This window comes from Micromonospora sp. D93 (assembly GCF_018070365.1).
Lineage (GTDB): Bacteria > Actinomycetota > Actinomycetes > Mycobacteriales > Micromonosporaceae > Micromonospora > Micromonospora ureilytica.
Map to the genome: position 1 here is coordinate 366,571 of NZ_JAGPXW010000002.1, position 16,953 is coordinate 383,523.

The following is a 16,953-nucleotide window of genomic DNA, read 5'->3' on the forward strand; positions in this document are numbered from 1 at the left end:
AGTTCACCCGCAGATCCGAGGCATCCGCCGACTTCCGACGCACCCACCACCCCCGCCCAGGAAGGGCCTCGTCAATGAAGAAGGTCATGGCTCTCGGGCTGATCGCCGCCACCGCGATCGCCCTCACCGGATGTACCGACTCCGACGCGTCCAACCCGTCCGAACAGACCTCGGGCGACCTGCGCAAGGTGCGGGTCGCGGCGCTGCCCATCACCGAGACGGCCGCGCTGTGGGGCGGCATCAAGGCGGGCCTCTTCACCGAGCGCGGCCTCCAGGTCGAGGTGCTGCCCGCCCAGGGCGGCGCGCAGGCCATTCCCGCGCTCCTGAACGGCGACATCGACTTCGCGATCGGCCAGCCCTTCGGCCCGTTCCGGGCCGACCTACGGGACCTCGGCGTCGTCATCATCGGCAACTACGCCTCCTCGTACGCCGACGGCGACGACATCAACGCCGTGGTGGCCTCGGCGAAGTCCGGCATCAAGCGGCCGGCCGACCTCGCGGGCAAACGGGTCGCGGTCAACAGCCTGGGCGCCGCCGGCGACGTGACGATCATGGCAGCGGTCGAGAGGGACGGCGGTGACCCGTCGAAAATCAAGTTCGTCGAGGTCGCCTTCCCGGACGCCCCGGCCCAACTCGAATCCGGCAACATCGACGCCGCCTGGGTGCCGGAGCCCTTTGTCACGCAGCTGAAGGCCCGTGGCGACACCTTCGTCGTCGCGCCCTACCAGGCGGTGGTGCCCGGCCTGGCCACGCTCACCACCATCACCACCAAGGAACGCACGGAGAAGGACGCCAAGCTGGTCGAGGACTTCACGGCGGCGATGAAGAAGACGTTGGAGTGGGCCAAGGACCCCGCCAACGAGGCGGCGCTCCGGCAGGCCATCAAGGACAATCTGCAGCTGCCCCCGGCGGTGGCCGAATCGGTGCGGCTCCCGGCCTTCGGGTGGGAGGTCGACAGGTCGAGCCTGCAGACCCTCGCCGAGCTCGCGCAGAAGTACAAGGTGCTCGACAAGCAACCCAACTTCGACCGTCTCATCCAGCAGCAGTAGCCGGCGTGACGACGGGAGTGACATGCGCGTGTTCTCCACCCGACGCCTGCGCGCCTTACGCAAAGCGATGCTGGGTGTCGTCGGCCTGACCGGGTTCCTCGTCGTCTGGCAGCTGATCCCGACGCTGGGCCTGATCAACCCGCTGTACCTGCCGTACGTGACGGACGTGCTGGCGCGGCTGTTCGAGCAGCTCGTCGACCTCGCGTTCTGGCGACGGCTGTGCAGCACCATGACATCCTGGGCGATCGGCCTGACGGTGGCGACGATCGCCGCCGTCGCCCTCGGCACTGTCGTCGGGTTGGTGCCGTTCCTGCGGCGCGCGACCCACACGACTGTCGAGTTCCTGCGACCGATCCCGTCGGTCGCCCTCATCCCGCTCGCCGTGCTGATGTTCGGCATCCAGCGGCAGGCCGCCCTCGTCATCATCATCTACGCGTCGTTCTGGCAGGTGTTCCTGCAGGTGATCTACGGTGTCGCCGACGTCGACTCGGTGGCTCGCGACACCGCCCGCAGCTTCGGTCTGACCCGGCGGGAGCAGCTGTCGCACCTCGTCCTGCCGACCACCCTGCCGTACCTCATGACGGGTCTGCGGCTCGCCGCGGCGGTCGCGCTCATCCTCGCCATCACGGCGGAGATGGTGATCGGCAACCCCGGTCTCGGGCGCATGATCGAGTTGTCCCGGTCCGCCGGGGACGCCGCCGGCCTGTACGCGCTGGTCGTGGTCACCGGCCTACTCGGGCTCATGGTGAACGTCGTCTTCCGGTTCGTCGAGCGTCGGGTGCTGTCGTGGCACCAGTCCGTACGAGGTGAGGAGCCGCTGTGACCGCGTACACCGGGCGGATCGCCACCAGGCCACGCAGCCGCCGGACGATCGGATCCCGGATCGCGGCGAGCCTTCTCTACCCGCTGGGGCTGCCGACGCTGCTGCTGGTGCTCTGGGGTCTGGTGGCGACGAGGACGACGAGTCGGTTCTTCCCAGACCCGTTGACGATCGCCGAAGCCTTCCGGGACACCTGGGTCGGGCCGGCGTTCGTCGACGACGTGCTGCCGAGCCTCGCCCGCCTCGGCCTCGGTGTCGCCGCGTCGATCGTGCTCGGCATCGCCGCCGGCACCGTCATCGGCCTGACCCGCTGGTTGCGCGACCTCCTCGAACCACTGCTGGAGTTCCTCCGGGCCATCCCGCCACCGGTGCTGATTCCGGTGGCGATGCTCCTGCTCGGGATCACGGACACCATGAAGGTGGTCGTGATCGTCTCCGGCGCGGTCTGGCCGATCCTGTTGAACACCATCGAGGGGGTCCGAGGGACGGACAGCGTCATGAAGGAGACCGCGGAGTCGTTCCAGGTCTCCTGGTGGGAGCGGCTCTGGTTCCTCGTGCTCCCGGCGGCCAGCCCACGGATCATGGCCGGGGTTCGTCAGGCCCTCTCGGTCGCGCTGATCCTGATGGTCATCTCCGAGATGTTCGCCTCCTCCTCCGGCCTCGGCTACCGGATCGCCTACTTCCAGCGCAACTACCTGATCGCCGAGATGTGGAGCGGCATCGTCCTTCTCGGTCTCGTCGGCGTCTTCCTCGCCGTCGCTTTCGGTCTCGTCGAACGGCGCGTTCTGCGCTGGTACCACGGAATCAGGGAGGTCAACCGTGCCTGATCGGCGCACCCTGTTGCGGGTGGAACACCTGCGGAAGGTCTACGAGTCCGCGACGGGCGACGTCGAGGCGATCGGGGACATCAACTTCACGATGGACGCCGGTGAGCTCGTCTGCGTCGTCGGGCCGTCCGGGTGCGGCAAGACCACCCTCCTGAAGTGCCTCGCCGGCCTGCTGCGGCCCACCAGCGGCGTGGTCGAGATGGACGGCTCGCCGGTGACCGGGCCCAGCCCGGCCATGGCCGTCGTGTTCCAGGAGTACGGTCGCAGCCTCTACCCGTGGCTCACGGTGCGCGGAAACGTCGAGCTTCCGCTGCGGCACAAGAAACTCTCCCGGGCGGCCCGGACCACGCTTGTCGTCGACGCTCTCGAGGCGGTGGGCCTCGCGCACGCCGCGCGAAGCCACCCGTGGCAGCTCTCCGGGGGGATGCAACAGCGCGTGGCGATCGCGCGGGCGATCGCCTACCAACCCGACGTCCTGATCATGGACGAACCGTTCGCCGCGGTGGACGCGCAGACCCGGGCCGACCTGGAGGACCTGGTCCGCGAGCTGCACGCGAGCCGCACCATCTCGGTTGTCTTCGTCACTCACGACATCGACGAGTCGGTGTATCTCGGTCAGCGGGTTCTAGTATTGTCCACGTCGCCGACCTGGGTCCAGGAGGACCTCGCGATCGACCTGCCGCCGGAGCGCGATCAGATCACGACCCGCGCCCTGCCCCGTTTCACGGAACTGCGGACGCACGTCTACGACCAGATCCAGCGGGCCAAGCGCGGGCAGGCTGTGGCCCCGCGACCCGCGCGGTGATCGGCGGCCAGGCCAACGAGTTCGCCGAAGGGAAGGGCTGTGAGTAGTCGTCAGCCGAAGCAGTTGTTGCTCGCCTTCTTCGGCGAGCATGTCGTCGACGGCGCCACGGGGCCGATCCGGGCGAGCGTCCTGATCAACGTGCTGGAGGGCGCGGACGTCGCCGCGCCGGCCACCCGCGCGACCCTCGACCGTCTCGTGCACAGCGGCATCCTCGCCCGCAGCAGGAGTGGCCGGGAGACGCTGTTCTCGCTGACCGACCACGGCGTCGCGGTGCTGCGCGAGGCGAAGTACCGCGTGCGCGGGCCGCGGCCGTTCGACCCACAGGGCAGCGGCTGGACCCTTGTCACCTTCTCGATCCCGGAGGGCCAGCGGATGCTGCGGCACCGACTGCGCTCAACCCTCACCTGGGAGGGCTTCGCGCCGATCCGCGACGGGCTCTGGCTCGCGCCCGGCGAGGTCGACCTCGCCGGATCGTTGGAGCCGCTGCGGCAGGACCTCGCGCCCAACACCGTGGTCGCCTTCCACGCCCGCGAACTCGCCGGGTTCCCGATCGGCGAGAGCGTACGCGCGGCGTGGGACATCGAGGCGATCCGGCGCGCGCACCTCGCCTTCATCGACGTGTGGGACGACCCGTCGGCGCCGACGACGGCGCCGAGTGCCCTCACCGTACGGACGATGCTCGTGGCGGACTGGCTCGCGCTGCTGCGCGCCGACCCGAGACTGCCGGCCGAGTTCATGGACGCGGAGTGGCCCGCCGGGAGATCGGTGGAGACCTACCGTCGGATGCACGAGAAGCTGGCCGGGGCGTCCGCGGCGGAGTTCGCCGCACTCGTCGCGGCCCGGCCCGCCGCTAGGCGCCGAATCGGGTCCGCAGATCGGCCTTCCGCACCTTCCCCGACGCCGTCCGCGGCAGCTCGTCCACGATGACGACGTTCTTCGGAAGCTTGTAGCGCGCGATCCTGCCGTCGAGGCACGCCCGGACGGTGGCGGTGTCCACGGACACCCCCTCCCGGACGGTCACGATCGCCCACGGCACCTCCCCCCAACGCTCGTCCGGTACGCCGATGACAGCCGCCGCGGTCACCCCGTCGACCTCGCTGAGCAGCTGCTCGAGTTCGAGCGGGTAGATGTTCTCGCCCCCCGATATGATCATGTCCTTGAGGCGGCCGGAGATGTAGAGGTAGCCGTCGGCGTCCAGGTGGCCGAGGTCGCCGGAGCGGAACCACCCGTCGGGCGTGAACGCCTCGGCGGTCGCCTCCGGGAGCCCGTGGTAGCCGGGGAAGACGTTGGGCCCGGCCACCTCGATCTCACCGACAGCGCCGGTGGGCAGCACGGCCCCGGCCGCATCGGTGATCCGCACATCGGTGAAGAAGTGCGGCAGACCGACACTGCCCTGCTTGACGCGTGTCATCGCCGCCGGCAGCGCGGTCGCGCCCGGCGCGGCCTCGGTCATGCCGTAACCCTGCGAGAACGACAGCCCCCGCGCCTCGTACGCGTTGAGGATGCGGGTCGGCACCGCCGAACCTCCGCAGGTGAGCTTCGTCAGCGTCGACAGGTCGGTCGACGCCCAGGCGGGGTGGTCGGCCATCAGCTGGTAGGTGGTCGGCACGCCGCTGAGCATGGTGATCCCATGTCGCTCGATCTGCGCGAGCGCGCGGCCCGGCTCGAAGCCCTTCTCGATGACCATCGTGGCGCCCTTGAGGATGACGGGCAGGGCGCCCATCCCGAGCGAGGCGACGTGGAACAGCGGCGAGATCATGAGCGCGACGTCGGTGGAGACGACGTCGTAGTCGACGACACAGTTGAGCGCCACCCAGGTGAGGTTGCCGTGGGTGAGCACGGCGCCCTTGGCCCGGCCGGTCGTGCCCGAGGTGTAGACGATCGCCGCGGGATCCTCGTGGGCGGTGTCGGCGTGGTCGGTGAACTGGGTGCCGGCGGCCCGTGCCAGGCGGGCCAACCCGGGCCGGTCCGCGGTGCCCTCGCCGTTGACGATGACGTACGGGGTCCGGGCGGCCGGCGCGGCAGAGGCCACCGACACCGCGAAGTCCGGGTCGTGGATCAGCACCCGCGCGCCGCTGTCGGCGAGGACGTAGGCGATCTCGGGTGCGGCGAGCCGGGTGTTGACCGGCACGAAGACGGCCCCGACCTGCGCCGCCCCGAACATCACCTGGAGGAATTCGGGGCTGTTCTCCCCCAGGTAGGCGACGGGGTCGCCCTTGCCGACGCCCCGCTCCCGCAGCACCGCCGAGATCCGGTCGGCGGCTTCGGCGAACTGTCCGTACGTCATGGGCGACCGGTCGCCGTGGATGATCGCGACCTGGTCCGGGGACTTGAGCCGGCGCTTGGCCATCCAGGAACCGATTCCGTGCTGCTGCATCAGCATTCTCCCGGGAGTGGAGGTGGTGTGCTCGCCCGGCTCGACGGATGCCCCCGGGCTCAGGCGTAGAAGCGGTACAGCCCTCGCGCGACGACCGCCGGCTTGGTCCCGCCCTCGATCTCGATCGTCTGGTCGACCGCGATCTGGTAGCCGCCGCGCACCTCGACGACCTCGACGACTGTGGCCCGCATGCGCACGCGAGCCCCGACCACGACAGGTGCGGGGAAACGCACCTTGTCGAGGCCGTAGTTCACCTTCGTGGTCACGCCCTTGACCTCGAGCAGTTCGGTCCAGAAGGGAACCGCCAGGGAGAGGGTGAGGAAGCCGTGCGCGATCGGCGCGCCGAACGGACCGGTCCTGGCCCGTTCGGGGTCGACGTGGATCCACTGGTGGTCGTCCGTGGCGTCCGCGAAGAGGTCCACCTGGTCCTGGGTGACCGTGCGGTACCCGGTGTGACCGAGATCCGTGCCGGCCAGGTCGCCGAGCCGGTCGTAGGTGATGGTCGTCGTCATGGCGTTTCCTCTCGTCGTCACCGGGCGAGGCCCAGCAGTCGGGCCGCGTTGTCCTTCAGGATGCCCGGGAGCACGTCCGGCTTGAGGTCGGTCGCCTGCACGTCGCGCAGCCACCGATCGGGGGTGAGCATCGGGTAGTCGGTGCCGAAGAGCACCCGTCGTTTCAGCACCGAGTTCGCGTAGCGCACCAACTCGGCCGGGAAGTACTTCGGGCTCCAGCCGGACAGGTCGATCCAGGTGTTGTGCTTGTGCGTGGCCACCGACAACGCCTCGTCCTGCCAGGGCACCGACGGGTGGGCCATGATGAGCTGCAGGTCGGGGAAGTCGGCCGCGATCGGGTCGAGCAGGATCGGATTCGACAGACCGAGCCGCAGACCGTAGCCACCCGGCGTGCCCGCGCCGATGCCTGTCTGCCCGGTGTGGAAGAGCGCCGGGACACCCGCCCGCTCCAACAGCCCCCACAGCGGCGCGTACTCGTCGTGGCTGGGGTCGAAGCCCTGCACGGTGGGGTGGAACTTGAAGCCGCGTACACCCTCCTCCTGGATCAACCGCTCGGCGAGTTCGACTGCCGCTCCCCCGGTGCGCGGGTCGACCGACCCGAACGGGATGAGCACGTCTGCGTGGTCGGCCGCCGCGCGGGCGATGTCGGTGCTCGACAGGGGCTGATGCTTCAGTTGGGTACGCGCGTCCACGGTGAAGACGACGGCCGCCATACGCCGCTCGCGGTAGTACCGCGCCACCGCGTCGACAGCGGGCCGTGGGCCGTCCGTCTTGAAGTACGCCGACGCCGCCGTCACGAGCGGTTCGGGCAGTGAGGTGTGACCGTGGTCGTCGACCTCGATGTGCACGTGCATGTCGATCGCCGTGACGTCGTCGAGGTTGATCGCGGGCTGGTACATGGGGCCAACCTTCGTCGGGCGCGTCGATGCGGGCGGGTCAGGACGTCGGCGGCTCGAACTCCTCGGGGAGTTTCGGGAAGCGTTCGCCGACGCTCTGTGCGGCACCGGCGAACGTCGTCGGCCAGGCGTTCACGAGCGCGTCGTACGTCCAGCCGCCCTCGCGGTGCGCGGTCAGCGTCGCCTCGGGGTGGGTCCAGATCTGGAGGCGGTCCCCGCCGACACCGATCACCTGGCCGGTCACCGAGGCCGCCGCGTCGGAGCCGAGGAACGCGACAAGTCCGGCCACGTCGTCCGCCGTGCCGAACCCCAGGTCGTGTCGGAAGAACGCGGGCATCGGCTCGCCGTTCGCCTCGGCCCGCACCGCCGCGGCGAAGTAGGGGACGGTGGCGGTCATCGCGGTCGCGGCGACCGGAACGACGGCGTTGGCGGTGATGCCGGCCCGCTTGAGTTCGAGCGCCCAGGTACGGACCATGCCGACGATGCCCGCCTTGGCGGCAGCGTAGTTGGTCTGGCCGAAGTTGCCCCGCTGCCCGGTGGGTGACCCGACGCAGATGATCCGTCCGCCCTCGCCGGCCTGCCGCATGTGCTGCACCGCCTCGCGCACGGTGGTGAACGTGCCGCGCAGGTGCACGTTGATGACGGTGTCGAAGTCGTCGTCGCTCATCTTCCACAGCACCGTGTCACGCAGGAAGCCGGCGTTGGTGACGAGGATGTCCAGCCGCCCGAAGTGCTCGACCGCGGTGCTGACGAGTTCCTTCGCGGTCTCGGTCGGGCCGACCGGCGCGACCACCGCGACGGCCCGGCCGCCGGACGACTCGATCGCCGCCACGGCGGCGGCCGTGGCCTCGGCGTCCACGTCGTTGACCACGACCGAGGCGCCGCGCCGCGCCAACTCCTGGGCATAGGCGAGGCCGAGACCCCGCCCGGCCCCGGTGACGATGGCGACCTTGCCGTCCAGAGACATGAGTGCTCCCTTTCGTCGATGCCGATCTGCGCACGAGGGTGGGGAGTAACACGCGCACGGGCAACGTAATGCAGAATTTGATCGGGCGTCAACGATTTGCAGTCTGTCTACATCAGACGGCGGGTCGGGTGGTGCTGTTCAGCGCCCGGGAGACCACCCGGCCCGCGGCCTGGACCAGCGGGGCCAACGCCACCGGATCCGCCCGGTCGTGGGCGACCACCAACGAGATCGCCGCCACCACACCCTCCGGTACGCGGATCGGTGCCGCCACCGAGAGGGCGTCCATCGTGACCTGGCGGTCGCTGACCGCGTACCCGGCCCGGCGAACCTCGGCGAGGCAGCGACGCAACCGCCTCGGGTCGGTGATGGTCAGCTCGGTGTACCGCTCCAGCGGGGCGGCCAGCACCTGCTCCTGCACCTCGGCCGGCGCGTGGGCGAGCAGGACCAACCCGACGCCTGTGGCGTGCAGCGCGAAGCGGCCCCCCACCCGGGTGAGCACGGGCACCGCGTGCCGCCCGGCGATCCGTTCGATGAAGACGAGTTCGAGGTCCTGCCGGACGGCGAGCTGGACGTTCTCGTGCGTCACCTCGTACAGGTCCTCCATGACCGGCAGGGCCAACTCCCGCAGCCCCAGGCCCCTCGGGGCGAGCGAGCCCACCTCCCACAGCCGCAGACCGATCCGGTACCGCCCGTCGTCGCCGCGCTCCAGCGCCCCCCACGCGACCAGCTCCGCGGCCCGCCGGTACACGGTGGGCAGGGGCAGCCCGGCGCGACGCGCCAACTCGCTCAGGGTCAACGCCGGGGTGGCCGGGCTGAACGCGTCGAGCAGCGCCAGGACCTTGCTCGTCACCGACCGCCCCGGTTCTGCGCGCACCCCGTCATCATCCCCGCCGGCGCCGCGCGCTCACAGCTCCAGCACGAGTCGGGGCGTACGGGCCCGGGAGACGCAGATCATCATGGTGTCCCCGGCGGCCCGCTCCTGCTCGGTGAGCAGGCTGTCGCGGTGCTCCGGCACGCCGGCGAGCACCGGGGTCTCGCAGGTGCCGCAGGTGCCCTCCCGGCAGGACGAGAGGACCTGCACACCGGCCTCCTCCACAGCCTGAAGGATCGACGTGCCCGGCGGCACGGTCACCGTCCGCCCGGAGAGCGTGAGCTCGACCTCGATCGTCGTCTCCGGCGCGCCGGTGTCGCCAGACGCGGTGAACCGCTCGACGTGCAGGCAGCCGGGTGGCCAGCCGCGGCAGTGTTCCTCCACCGCTGTGATCAGTGGTTCCGGGCCACAGCAGTAGATGAGCCCCATGCCGGGCCGGCCCAGCAACCCGGGCAGGTCGAGCAACCCGGTCTCGTCCTGCGGGTGCAGGCTCACCCGGTCGCCGTGCTTCTCCCGCAGGGCGGCGGCGAAGGCCATGGTGGCGCGGCTGCGTCCCCCGTACACCAGTCGCCAGTCCGCGCCCGCGGCGTCGGCGGCGGCGACCATCGGTGCGATGGGAGTGATACCTATGCCACCGGCGACGAAGAGGTAACGCGGTGCCGCGACCAGCGGGAAGGTGTTGCGGGGTCCGCTCACCCGGACGGTCGCGCCGACGGTGAGCCGCTCATGCGCCAGTCGGGAGCCGCCGCGTCCGTTCGGTTCGCGCTGCACCGCGATCCGCAGGACGGACCGCTCCGCCGGGTCGCCGCAGAGGGAGTACTGCCGGGCCAGCCCGGCGCTCAACTCCAGGTCGATGTGCGCGCCCGGCGTCCACTCGGGCAGGTCGCCGCCGTCCGCGCGACACAGGCTGATCGCCATCACCTCGGCCGCCACCTGGTCCCGGCCGGCAACCACCAGCTCCACACCGGTCAGCACGTCCACCGTCACTCGCGCATCGCCAGCCGCCTCGGCGGTCCGGGCGCCGGCACGGCCACGCCCCGGTGCCCCTGCGGGTGGGCGAGCAGCCACTCCCACAACTCGACCGGGTCCTCGGCGAGGCGCTCGGCCCCACAGTGGCAGATCCCGCGCAGGGTGTCGGTGCCCGGCACCCAGTGGATCCGGTAGACCCGGTCCCCCGTGCGGGCGCCTGTTCGGGAACTCACCGCGCCGCTCCCACCGTCCCCGACCCGATCATCCGGGCCAGCAGCCGCCGGGCGGCCAGGCCACCGGTGTCGATGTTGATGCTCAACTCCTGATACCTGTCCGGCTCGGTCGTGATCACCTGCTCCAGGATGTTGAGCGCGGTCACGTCCTGCATGACCACCGTGTGGTTGCTGTGGTGGAGGTACTCGCTCACCGACTCGTCGTCGATCGCGAAGTCGCGTGCCACCGCCCAGAAGTCATAGGTGGTGTGCTCGGTCGACGGGGTGATGGCGTACACGATCTCGGCGTGGAACGCTTCGCTGTCCTCGCCCTCGACGGGCGGATAGACACCCTGCGGCGCGATCCGGCTGTGCAGGAGGTAGAGGCAGGGCGTGTGGTATTCGATGTCCTGCCACCGGGTGATCCGACCCTGGATCCCGGTCGAACGCGCGTAGAACGGTGGGCACTCGGCGTCGTCCATGCGCCGACTGACGTAGACGATCCCCCGGTCCTCGTCCACCTCGGTGGTGATCGGGGTGTTCGCCACCTCCGGCGTTCCGATGTAGCCGCCGTGCAGGTAGGTCTCATGCGACAGGTCCAGGAGGTTGTCCACCAGCAGGCCGTACCGCGCGTTCAGTGGCGCCATGCCCCGCACCACCGCGTAACGCGGGTCGGCGAGCCACGGTGCGCGCGGAATCGCGGCCGGGTCGGCGCGGTCCAGGTCGCCGATCCAGACCCAGATGAAGGAGTCCTGTTCCACCACGGGGAAGGAGACCACCCGCGCGGTTCGTGGGATGCGCTGCTGCCCGGGTACGAAGACGCACGCGCCGGTCGGATCGTAGGTGAAGCCGTGGTAGCCGCAGACGATCGTGTCGCCGTCGAGCCGGCTCTCCGACAACGGGAAGCGCCTGTGCACGCATCGGTCGGCGAGCGCCACCGGCTTACCGGCACCGGTGCGGTACAGCACCAGCGGCTCACCGAGCACCGTGCGGGCGAGCAGGTCCCGCCCCACCTCACTGCCGTAGGCCGCCACATACCACTGGTTACGCGCGAATGCCATGCGACCGGACCTCCATGCCGACGGACGTCGATGGAGCCGGATCGTCCCGTGCGGTGTCCCCGTTGGGGAACCGGAGCTTTCACTGAATGAAAGGCTGGACTCTCTCGCACGTGACGGTGTGGCTGCCGTGCCCGTCGGCGCGGCAGCCACACCCGGGCGTCACCTGTTCTGCTTCTCCTGGCACGGCACGCAGAAGCGCGCGTGCGGAAGGATCTCGAGCCGCTCGGCCGGGATACTCCGGCTGCACTTCTGGCAGGCACCGTAGATGCCGTCGCTGATCCGGCTCAGCGCACCGGTGATCTGCTCGATGTTCTGGCGGGTGGCCATCAGCAGCGCGGCCTGGTTGTGGGCCTCGCCGGGGTCGCCGGTGTCCGCGTTGAGCTCGGTCAACTCCCGCAGTCGAGCGGTTTGGGTGGCGAAGTCGTCCGCCAGGGACGCTCGCATGTCAGCGAGCCAGCTCTGGTCGAGAGTACGACGATGATCGACGCTCATGGTCTGCCTTTCCAGGGGATCGGGCGGGAAAAACAAAAAGGGCCGAAGCTGGATAGCTTCGCCCTGGCGGTCGTTCTGGGTATGCAACGATTCCGCAGGTGGGCCTCGGCCGGTTCGCGTCGGGCTCGACATTTCGTGTGTGAGCGCGACGTGCGGCGCGCGGACAACCGGCACCCGCATGTCGGCCTTGAGGCGTGTCGCCGTCGGCACGCGGACAGCACCGCCCAGCGCCACCTCGATGGCGGCGGGCGAGCGGAAGGTCACCGGCGACATGCCCCCACCATAGAGCGGTGTCGCCCCAACGCCAACGTCCGCGGTGGGATCTCATTCCGACCCCGAACTGCCGCTCTTCGCCGTAACAGGGCCGTTGTCAGGACCCGGTGGGCTCCCTTCGATGTCACGTCGGCCAATCCGGCGGGGCTCTGGTGGGCGGTCGACGAGGGTTGAGTCAGCCTGGGGTGAGGAGACAGAACTCGTTGCCCTCCGGGTCGGTGAGCACCCTCCACGGGACGTCTTGGCCCAGGTCGACGCCGGTCGCGCCGAGACCCCGCAGCCTGGCCGCCTCAACCTCCGGGTCGTCACCGGGGTACGGGCGTACGTCGAGGTGGACCCGGTTCCACCCGCTCTTCACCTCCGGGGTCCGGACGAACTCCAGATAGGGGCCGACGCCCTTGGCGGACCGCAGTCTCGCACCCCGATCCGTCACCTCGTGCAGGGTCCAGTCCATCGCCTCGTTCCAGAACCGGGCCATGGCCCGCGGATCCGCGCAGTCGACCACCACTGCGGCGATCGGCCCGGTGTCCCGGTAGAGCGGTCGGGGCTCCAGCACGCAGAACTCGTTGCCCTCCGGGTCGGCCAGGACCGTCCATGGCACGTCGCCCTGGCCCACATCGGCAGCTGTCGCGCCGAGATCCTTCAGGCGCGCGACCACCTGCGCCTGGTGGGCCGCCGAGGTGGTGGCGAGGTCCACGTGGACGCGGTTCTTCACCGTCTTGGGCTCCGCGGAGCCGACGAGGTCGACGCAGACGGCGACGGGGTCGGGGTAGACGAAGCCCTCGGGTTCGAGGTTGGTCACGCCGGGTCCCTCACTGGAGACTCCCCAGCCGAGCGCCTGCGCCCAGAAGCCGCCCAGCGCGGAGTCGTCCCGAGCCTTCATGTTGATCTGAACAAGCCGTGTTGCCATGGCGGCGATGCTAGGGCCTCTGTCGACGTCTCGCTGACCGTCATCGCCGCCCAGCTGCGCTACCGTCCGCGGGCTGCTCCTTCGTCAGGTGCAGCAGCCACCCCTCCCCGGTGCGGATGAGCGCGTACCGCCGACGGCCGGTGCGGCCGTGCAGGGTGAACAGCATTCGCCGGTCGGTGCGATCGTGCTCCTCCCAGGTGCCGATGTCGGCTATCGACTTGTCGACGTCCTCGTAGGTGAGATGATCGAGGTCGTGGTCGGGTACGGCGATCGCGAGCCGGTTGTCGCTGGGGCTGTCCGGCAGACCGCGAGGCACCGCCCACGAACGCAGCACACCATCCTCCTCGAGCCGCAGGTCGTAGTGCGGTCGTGGTTTGCGGTGGTGGTGCAGGACGAAGGCAGGTGCCACTCTTCCCATTGTCGACCTCTGCCGGCCCGTCCGCCCGTCAACGCGACCACGCCCTCCAGTCCTCGACCGGAGTGAGCGGAACCGGCGCGGGCCGCTGCGCCACCGTCGTCAGCTCGATCCGCTGACCTTCCGCCGCCGACCGGATCAGGCTGGTCATCGTTTCGAGTACGTGCAGCGCTACGTCGCCGTCGGCGCGCGGCGGACGCTGATCGTCGGCCCGGACCAGGTCGATCAGACCGATGCCCCGGGAACCCTTGGCGTAACCGGCCCGCGGTTCGAGAGCGCGCCATTCGGTGTCGCCGAGCGCGAAGAGGCGGACCTCACCGTCGAAGTAGTTCGGGTCGGGTACGGCGAGCGTGCCGGCCTCCCCGTGCACCTCGATCGGGGCGGCCGTCGTCCGGACGCCGTCGAAGCTCGTCGTGATGGTGGAGAGAGCACCGTTGGCGTGCTCCAGTACGCCGCTCAGGTGGGTGTCCACCCCCACCGGGATCCGCTGGCCGGCGCGCGGGCCCGAGCCGATGACGCGTTCGGCGCGCAGTCGGCTGGCGGCTCCGGTGACCGCGCGAACCGGCCCGAGCAGGTGGATGAGCGCCGAGATGTAGTACGGCCCCATGTCCAGCATCGGGCCGCCGCCCGGGGCGTAGTAGAAGTCCGGGTTGGGATGCCAGCGCTCGTGCCCCGCAGTGACCATGACCGCCGACGCGGACATCGGACGTCCGATGAGCCCGCCGTCGATCGCCGCCCGCGCCGTCTGCGTACCCGTGCCCAGGACGGTGTCCGGCGCGCAGCCGACGCGGACGCCGGCAGACGCGGCTCGTTCGATGATCGAGCGGCCGTCCGCGAACGTCACGGCGAGCGGCTTCTCGACGTACACGCTCTTGCCCGCGTCGATCGCGCCCACCGAGATGTCGGCGTGCGCTGCGGGGATCGTCAGGTTGAGCACCGTCCGCACGTCCGGGCGGGCGAGCAGGCGCTCGACGCTCATCGCCTCGGCGCCGGGAATCGTGGCGGCGACCGCGGCCGACCGGGAGGCGTCGAGGTCGGCCACCGCGGCGATGCTCACCTCGGGGTGGTCCGCGAGCGTGTCCAGGTACGCACGGGAGATGACCCCGAGACCTACGACGCCGACGCGGTGCGGGTCGCCCACACCATCCCCCTCTCGATGACGGTACGAACGCCGGCGTGCTCCAGCACGTCCAGGCTGTGGCCCGGGGTCGTCACGACGATGCGCCCGGCACCCCACAGTCGGGTCCAGATCGCCGGCGAGGTGACCGGCCGGTGCCATGGATGCCACGCCTGCGTCGGGTGGGTGGTCACGGCCAGCACGTCGATCAGGTCGTCGTGCAGCACCCAGTACTGTTCGGTGACCAGGTCGAAGTCCTCGATCCCCGCAGTGATCGGGTGCTCCCGGCCGAGGTCGGTGATGCGCACCGTGTGCGGCAGGAAGTTGTCCTCCGGGCCACCGTGCCGCTCACACGGCTCCCGGCCCGGGTGGGTCGCGAACTGGCCGCCCACCAGATGCAGGTATTCGGAGGACGCGCGGAACGAGTCCACGATGCCACCGTGCCAGCCGGTGAAGCCCGTGCCGGCGATGACCGCCGCGCTGAGGCCCGCCACCTGGTCGGCGGTGATCTGCGACATGGTCATGCACTGCACGACCAGGTCGGTCTCGGCCATCTCGGCGGCATCGGCGTAGATCTCCGTCGACTCCTCGACCCGTACGGCGTAGCCGCTACGTTCGAGGAAGGGGAGGAACAACTCCGTCGCCTTGACCGGCTGGTGTCCCTCCCAACCGCCCCGGACCACCAATGCTCTGCGCTGCGCCACCCTCGCTCCCTCCCACGGTCCGTCACCACCGGGCTGGCCGCGCCCGCCCCGGCGACGTGCCGCCGATACCCGTACGTGTCGAGCACCGAAACCGTACCCGTGCCCTACGTGGGGCGTGCGGGCCGCGCCGTGGATCCGTGGTTACGTCGCGACGACGGTCAGACGGCCGTGCGGGACCACTGCTGGTTGGCGCCGGTGTTGCACGAATACTGCTTGAGGACCACCCCGTCCGCTGTCGACGCGGCCGGTACGTCCACGCACTTGTTGCTGTGTCGCGCCCGGAGCTGGAAGTAGCTGCCGTTGGTGACCATCTGGAACTGCTGGTTGGTGCCGCTGCCGCAGGTGTACTGGACGAGCTCGGCGCCGTCGGCGGTCGACGCGCTCACCACGTCGAGGCACTTGCCGCTGTTTCGGCTGACGATGCGCCAGTAGCCGCTGCCGGCGTCCTGGAACTGCCACTGCTGCCAGGCGTTGCCGCCGTACGTGTACTGGCCGACACGCGCGCCGTTGTCGGTGTTCGGCGACTGGACGTCCATGGCCTTGCCACTGTGCCGCACGTTGATCCGGTAGAACGTCCCCGTCGGCGGCGGCGTCGTCGGGTCGCCGCCGCCGATGGTGTCGCCCCACGCGTATCGGATCCGGTCCGCGCCGGAGGTGTTGCGGACGGTCAGGTTGAGGTCGGTGCCGCTGCCGGTGAGGGCGAACATCGAGTACCAGTCGTAGCCGATGGTGCCGGTCTTGCCGCCGAGGGCGGGCCAGTAGGTGCCGCCCATCTGGTTGTCCCGCATGACCTGGGCCATGGCCCGGATGTAGCGCACGAAGTTGTCGGTGCTGCCCGCGTCGGCGTAGTTACGATCGTCGTTCATGGGCCCGCCGAACTCGGTCGCGACCGCGCGGGAGGCGCAGTTGCCGAGGCGAGTCTGGATGTGGCTGCGGAAGGCGTCGTAGGTCATCGCGCCGTAGAAGAACGCGTAGTAGTGGAAGGACAGCAGCGTCGAGTTGAAGCGGCTGTCGTTGCAGATGTCGCGCAGGTCCTGGCTGAAGCCGGTGCCGCCGATCAGCACCCGGCCGGGCACCGCCGAGGTGTGGTAGCTGAGCCAGTTCGCGGCGACGTTGCGCCACTCCGTCGAGCTGTAGCCGTGCGGCTCGTTCATCGGCTCGAAGTAGACGTTGGTGTTCGAGCCGTACGTGTTGGTCACGGTGGACCACATCGTGTTCCACGCGGCGAGATTCGTGATTCTGCCGCCGGAGGCGGCGCCGTCCTCCCAGTAGGCGAGGATGACCTTGAATCCACGGGCGGTGGCAGCGTCGATGGCGCCTCGGTACGCCTCCCACCAGGCCGTCCCCACCGTGTGGGTGTTGATGGGCAGCCGGACCGTGTTGACCCCCATGGTGGACGCCATGTCGTCGTAGAGGGCGTTGGCCTTCGCCCGCACCGTCGCGTTGCTGTCGGACGAGTTCAGACCCTGCACGACGAGGGGGCTGGTCTTGAAGTTGTCACCCAACATGGCCCAGTTCATGCCTCGGAACTGGTTGGTGGCGGCGGTGGCCGGCGACGAAACGACGACGACGACGCCAACCATCGCCGTTATCGCGGCCACCAGGGCAATCACTGTCCGGCGCAACGACCGGCTGACTCGTTCCATGGAATGTCCAATCACTAGAGCTTGCCTCTC

General features: G+C 70.0%; 19 protein-coding genes. 5 read left to right on the plus strand and 14 right to left on the minus strand.

Annotated features, from left to right (window positions below; translation table 11 throughout):
* Nucleotides 1-74: 74 nt before the first annotated feature.
* Genes KBX71_RS03820 through KBX71_RS03840 form a run of 5 tightly spaced genes read left to right on the plus strand, consistent with a single transcriptional unit; the run spans nt 75 to nt 4,428 of the window.
* Nucleotides 75-1,049 (plus strand): ABC transporter substrate-binding protein, encoded by a 975-nt coding sequence (locus tag KBX71_RS03820; RefSeq protein ID WP_210816538.1) that lies wholly within the window; start codon nt 75-77, stop codon nt 1,047-1,049.
* Nucleotides 1,050-1,071: 22 nt separating this feature from the next.
* Nucleotides 1,072-1,872, plus strand: a complete 801-nt coding sequence (locus KBX71_RS03825) for an ABC transporter permease (RefSeq protein ID WP_210816539.1) — start codon at nt 1,072-1,074, stop codon at nt 1,870-1,872.
* Entirely contained in the window at nt 1,869-2,696 is an 828-nt protein-coding gene (locus KBX71_RS03830) for an ABC transporter permease (RefSeq protein WP_307846948.1), read from the plus strand. The genes KBX71_RS03825 and KBX71_RS03830 overlap by 4 nt, the downstream gene beginning before the upstream one ends.
* Complete coding sequence (locus KBX71_RS03835) at nt 2,689-3,501, plus strand: ABC transporter ATP-binding protein (RefSeq protein ID WP_210816540.1); 813 nt, start codon at nt 2,689-2,691, stop codon at nt 3,499-3,501. Before KBX71_RS03830 ends, KBX71_RS03835 begins: the two co-directional genes overlap by 8 nt.
* Nucleotides 3,502-3,540: 39 nt before the next feature.
* Nucleotides 3,541-4,428, plus strand: a complete 888-nt coding sequence (locus KBX71_RS03840; RefSeq protein ID WP_210816541.1) for a PaaX family transcriptional regulator C-terminal domain-containing protein — start codon at nt 3,541-3,543, stop codon at nt 4,426-4,428.
* Here KBX71_RS03840 and KBX71_RS03845 read toward each other — a convergent pair.
* The 14 genes from KBX71_RS03845 to KBX71_RS03910 all read right to left on the minus strand — a co-directional run bounded on the left by KBX71_RS03845 (nt 4,352) and on the right by KBX71_RS03910 (nt 16,923).
* Nucleotides 4,352-5,878 carry a long-chain fatty acid--CoA ligase gene (locus KBX71_RS03845; protein ID WP_247682853.1) on the minus strand — a complete coding sequence of 509 codons (1,527 nt, stop codon included), beginning with the start codon at nt 5,876-5,878 and terminating at the stop codon, nt 4,352-4,354. The two genes, KBX71_RS03840 and KBX71_RS03845, sit on opposite strands and share 77 nt — an antisense overlap.
* 59 nt (nt 5,879-5,937) lie before the next feature.
* Entirely contained in the window at nt 5,938-6,390 is a 453-nt protein-coding gene (locus KBX71_RS03850; protein WP_124820097.1) for a MaoC family dehydratase, read from the minus strand.
* Nucleotides 6,391-6,407: 17 nt separating this feature from the next.
* Entirely contained in the window at nt 6,408-7,289 is an 882-nt protein-coding gene (locus tag KBX71_RS03855; protein WP_210816543.1) for an amidohydrolase family protein, read from the minus strand.
* Between the two features lie 37 nt (nt 7,290-7,326).
* Nucleotides 7,327-8,253, minus strand: coding sequence for an SDR family NAD(P)-dependent oxidoreductase (locus KBX71_RS03860; protein WP_210816544.1), 927 nt, complete (start codon nt 8,251-8,253; stop codon nt 7,327-7,329).
* Between the two features lie 112 nt (nt 8,254-8,365).
* Nucleotides 8,366-9,127: an IclR family transcriptional regulator gene (locus KBX71_RS03865; RefSeq protein ID WP_210816545.1), complete on the minus strand. Its 762-nt coding sequence runs from the start codon at nt 9,125-9,127 to the stop codon at nt 8,366-8,368.
* Nucleotides 9,128-9,157: 30 nt separating this feature from the next.
* On the minus strand, nt 9,158-10,111 hold the full coding sequence (locus KBX71_RS03870; RefSeq protein ID WP_307846949.1) for a PDR/VanB family oxidoreductase: 954 nt from the start codon (nt 10,109-10,111) through the stop codon (nt 9,158-9,160).
* Nucleotides 10,108-10,326: a hypothetical protein gene (locus tag KBX71_RS03875; RefSeq protein WP_210816546.1), complete on the minus strand. Its 219-nt coding sequence runs from the start codon at nt 10,324-10,326 to the stop codon at nt 10,108-10,110. Before KBX71_RS03875 ends, KBX71_RS03870 begins: the two co-directional genes overlap by 4 nt.
* Nucleotides 10,323-11,366 (minus strand): aromatic ring-hydroxylating dioxygenase subunit alpha, encoded by a 1,044-nt coding sequence (locus KBX71_RS03880; RefSeq protein WP_210816547.1) that lies wholly within the window; start codon nt 11,364-11,366, stop codon nt 10,323-10,325. Before KBX71_RS03880 ends, KBX71_RS03875 begins: the two co-directional genes overlap by 4 nt.
* A 159-nt stretch (nt 11,367-11,525) precedes the next feature.
* Entirely contained in the window at nt 11,526-12,131 is a 606-nt protein-coding gene (locus KBX71_RS33505; protein ID WP_247682854.1) for a TraR/DksA C4-type zinc finger protein, read from the minus strand.
* 175 nt (nt 12,132-12,306) lie between these two features.
* Nucleotides 12,307-13,041: a VOC family protein gene (locus KBX71_RS03890; protein ID WP_210816548.1), complete on the minus strand. Its 735-nt coding sequence runs from the start codon at nt 13,039-13,041 to the stop codon at nt 12,307-12,309.
* Between the two features lie 40 nt (nt 13,042-13,081).
* The gene (locus KBX71_RS03895; protein ID WP_210816549.1) at nt 13,082-13,459 is read right to left on the minus strand and encodes a DNA polymerase ligase N-terminal domain-containing protein; all 378 of its coding nucleotides are present in this window, start codon (nt 13,457-13,459) and stop codon (nt 13,082-13,084) included.
* Between the two features lie 28 nt (nt 13,460-13,487).
* Nucleotides 13,488-14,597 (minus strand): Gfo/Idh/MocA family protein, encoded by a 1,110-nt coding sequence (locus tag KBX71_RS03900; protein WP_210816550.1) that lies wholly within the window; start codon nt 14,595-14,597, stop codon nt 13,488-13,490.
* Nucleotides 14,567-15,277: a ThuA domain-containing protein gene (locus KBX71_RS03905; protein ID WP_210816551.1), complete on the minus strand. Its 711-nt coding sequence runs from the start codon at nt 15,275-15,277 to the stop codon at nt 14,567-14,569. Before KBX71_RS03905 ends, KBX71_RS03900 begins: the two co-directional genes overlap by 31 nt.
* Nucleotides 15,278-15,435: 158 nt before the next feature.
* Nucleotides 15,436-16,923 (minus strand): RICIN domain-containing protein, encoded by a 1,488-nt coding sequence (locus tag KBX71_RS03910; protein ID WP_210816552.1) that lies wholly within the window; start codon nt 16,921-16,923, stop codon nt 15,436-15,438.
* Nucleotides 16,924-16,953: the final 30 nt, after the last annotated feature.

What these genes read in the sequence shown, in the direction of transcription:
- KBX71_RS03850 (WP_124820097.1), bottom strand. Translation starts at nt 6,390, where the DNA reads ATGACGACGACCATCACCTACGACCGGCTCGGCGACCTGGCCGGCACG.
- KBX71_RS03890 (WP_210816548.1), bottom strand. Translation starts at nt 13,041, where the DNA reads ATGGCAACACGGCTTGTTCAGATCAACATGAAGGCTCGGGACGACTCC.
- KBX71_RS03880 (WP_210816547.1), bottom strand. Translation starts at nt 11,366, where the DNA reads ATGGCATTCGCGCGTAACCAGTGGTATGTGGCGGCCTACGGCAGTGAG.
- KBX71_RS03910 (WP_210816552.1), bottom strand. Translation starts at nt 16,923, where the DNA reads ATGGAACGAGTCAGCCGGTCGTTGCGCCGGACAGTGATTGCCCTGGTG.
- KBX71_RS03845 (WP_247682853.1), bottom strand. Translation starts at nt 5,878, where the DNA reads ATGCAGCAGCACGGAATCGGTTCCTGGATGGCCAAGCGCCGGCTCAAG.
- KBX71_RS03820 (WP_210816538.1), top strand. Translation starts at nt 75, where the DNA reads ATGAAGAAGGTCATGGCTCTCGGGCTGATCGCCGCCACCGCGATCGCC.
- KBX71_RS33505 (WP_247682854.1), bottom strand. Translation starts at nt 12,131, where the DNA reads ATGTCGCCGGTGACCTTCCGCTCGCCCGCCGCCATCGAGGTGGCGCTG.
- KBX71_RS03860 (WP_210816544.1), bottom strand. Translation starts at nt 8,253, where the DNA reads ATGTCTCTGGACGGCAAGGTCGCCATCGTCACCGGGGCCGGGCGGGGT.
- KBX71_RS03855 (WP_210816543.1), bottom strand. Translation starts at nt 7,289, where the DNA reads ATGTACCAGCCCGCGATCAACCTCGACGACGTCACGGCGATCGACATG.
- KBX71_RS03825 (WP_210816539.1), top strand. Translation starts at nt 1,072, where the DNA reads ATGCGCGTGTTCTCCACCCGACGCCTGCGCGCCTTACGCAAAGCGATG.
- KBX71_RS03895 (WP_210816549.1), bottom strand. Translation starts at nt 13,459, where the DNA reads ATGGGAAGAGTGGCACCTGCCTTCGTCCTGCACCACCACCGCAAACCA.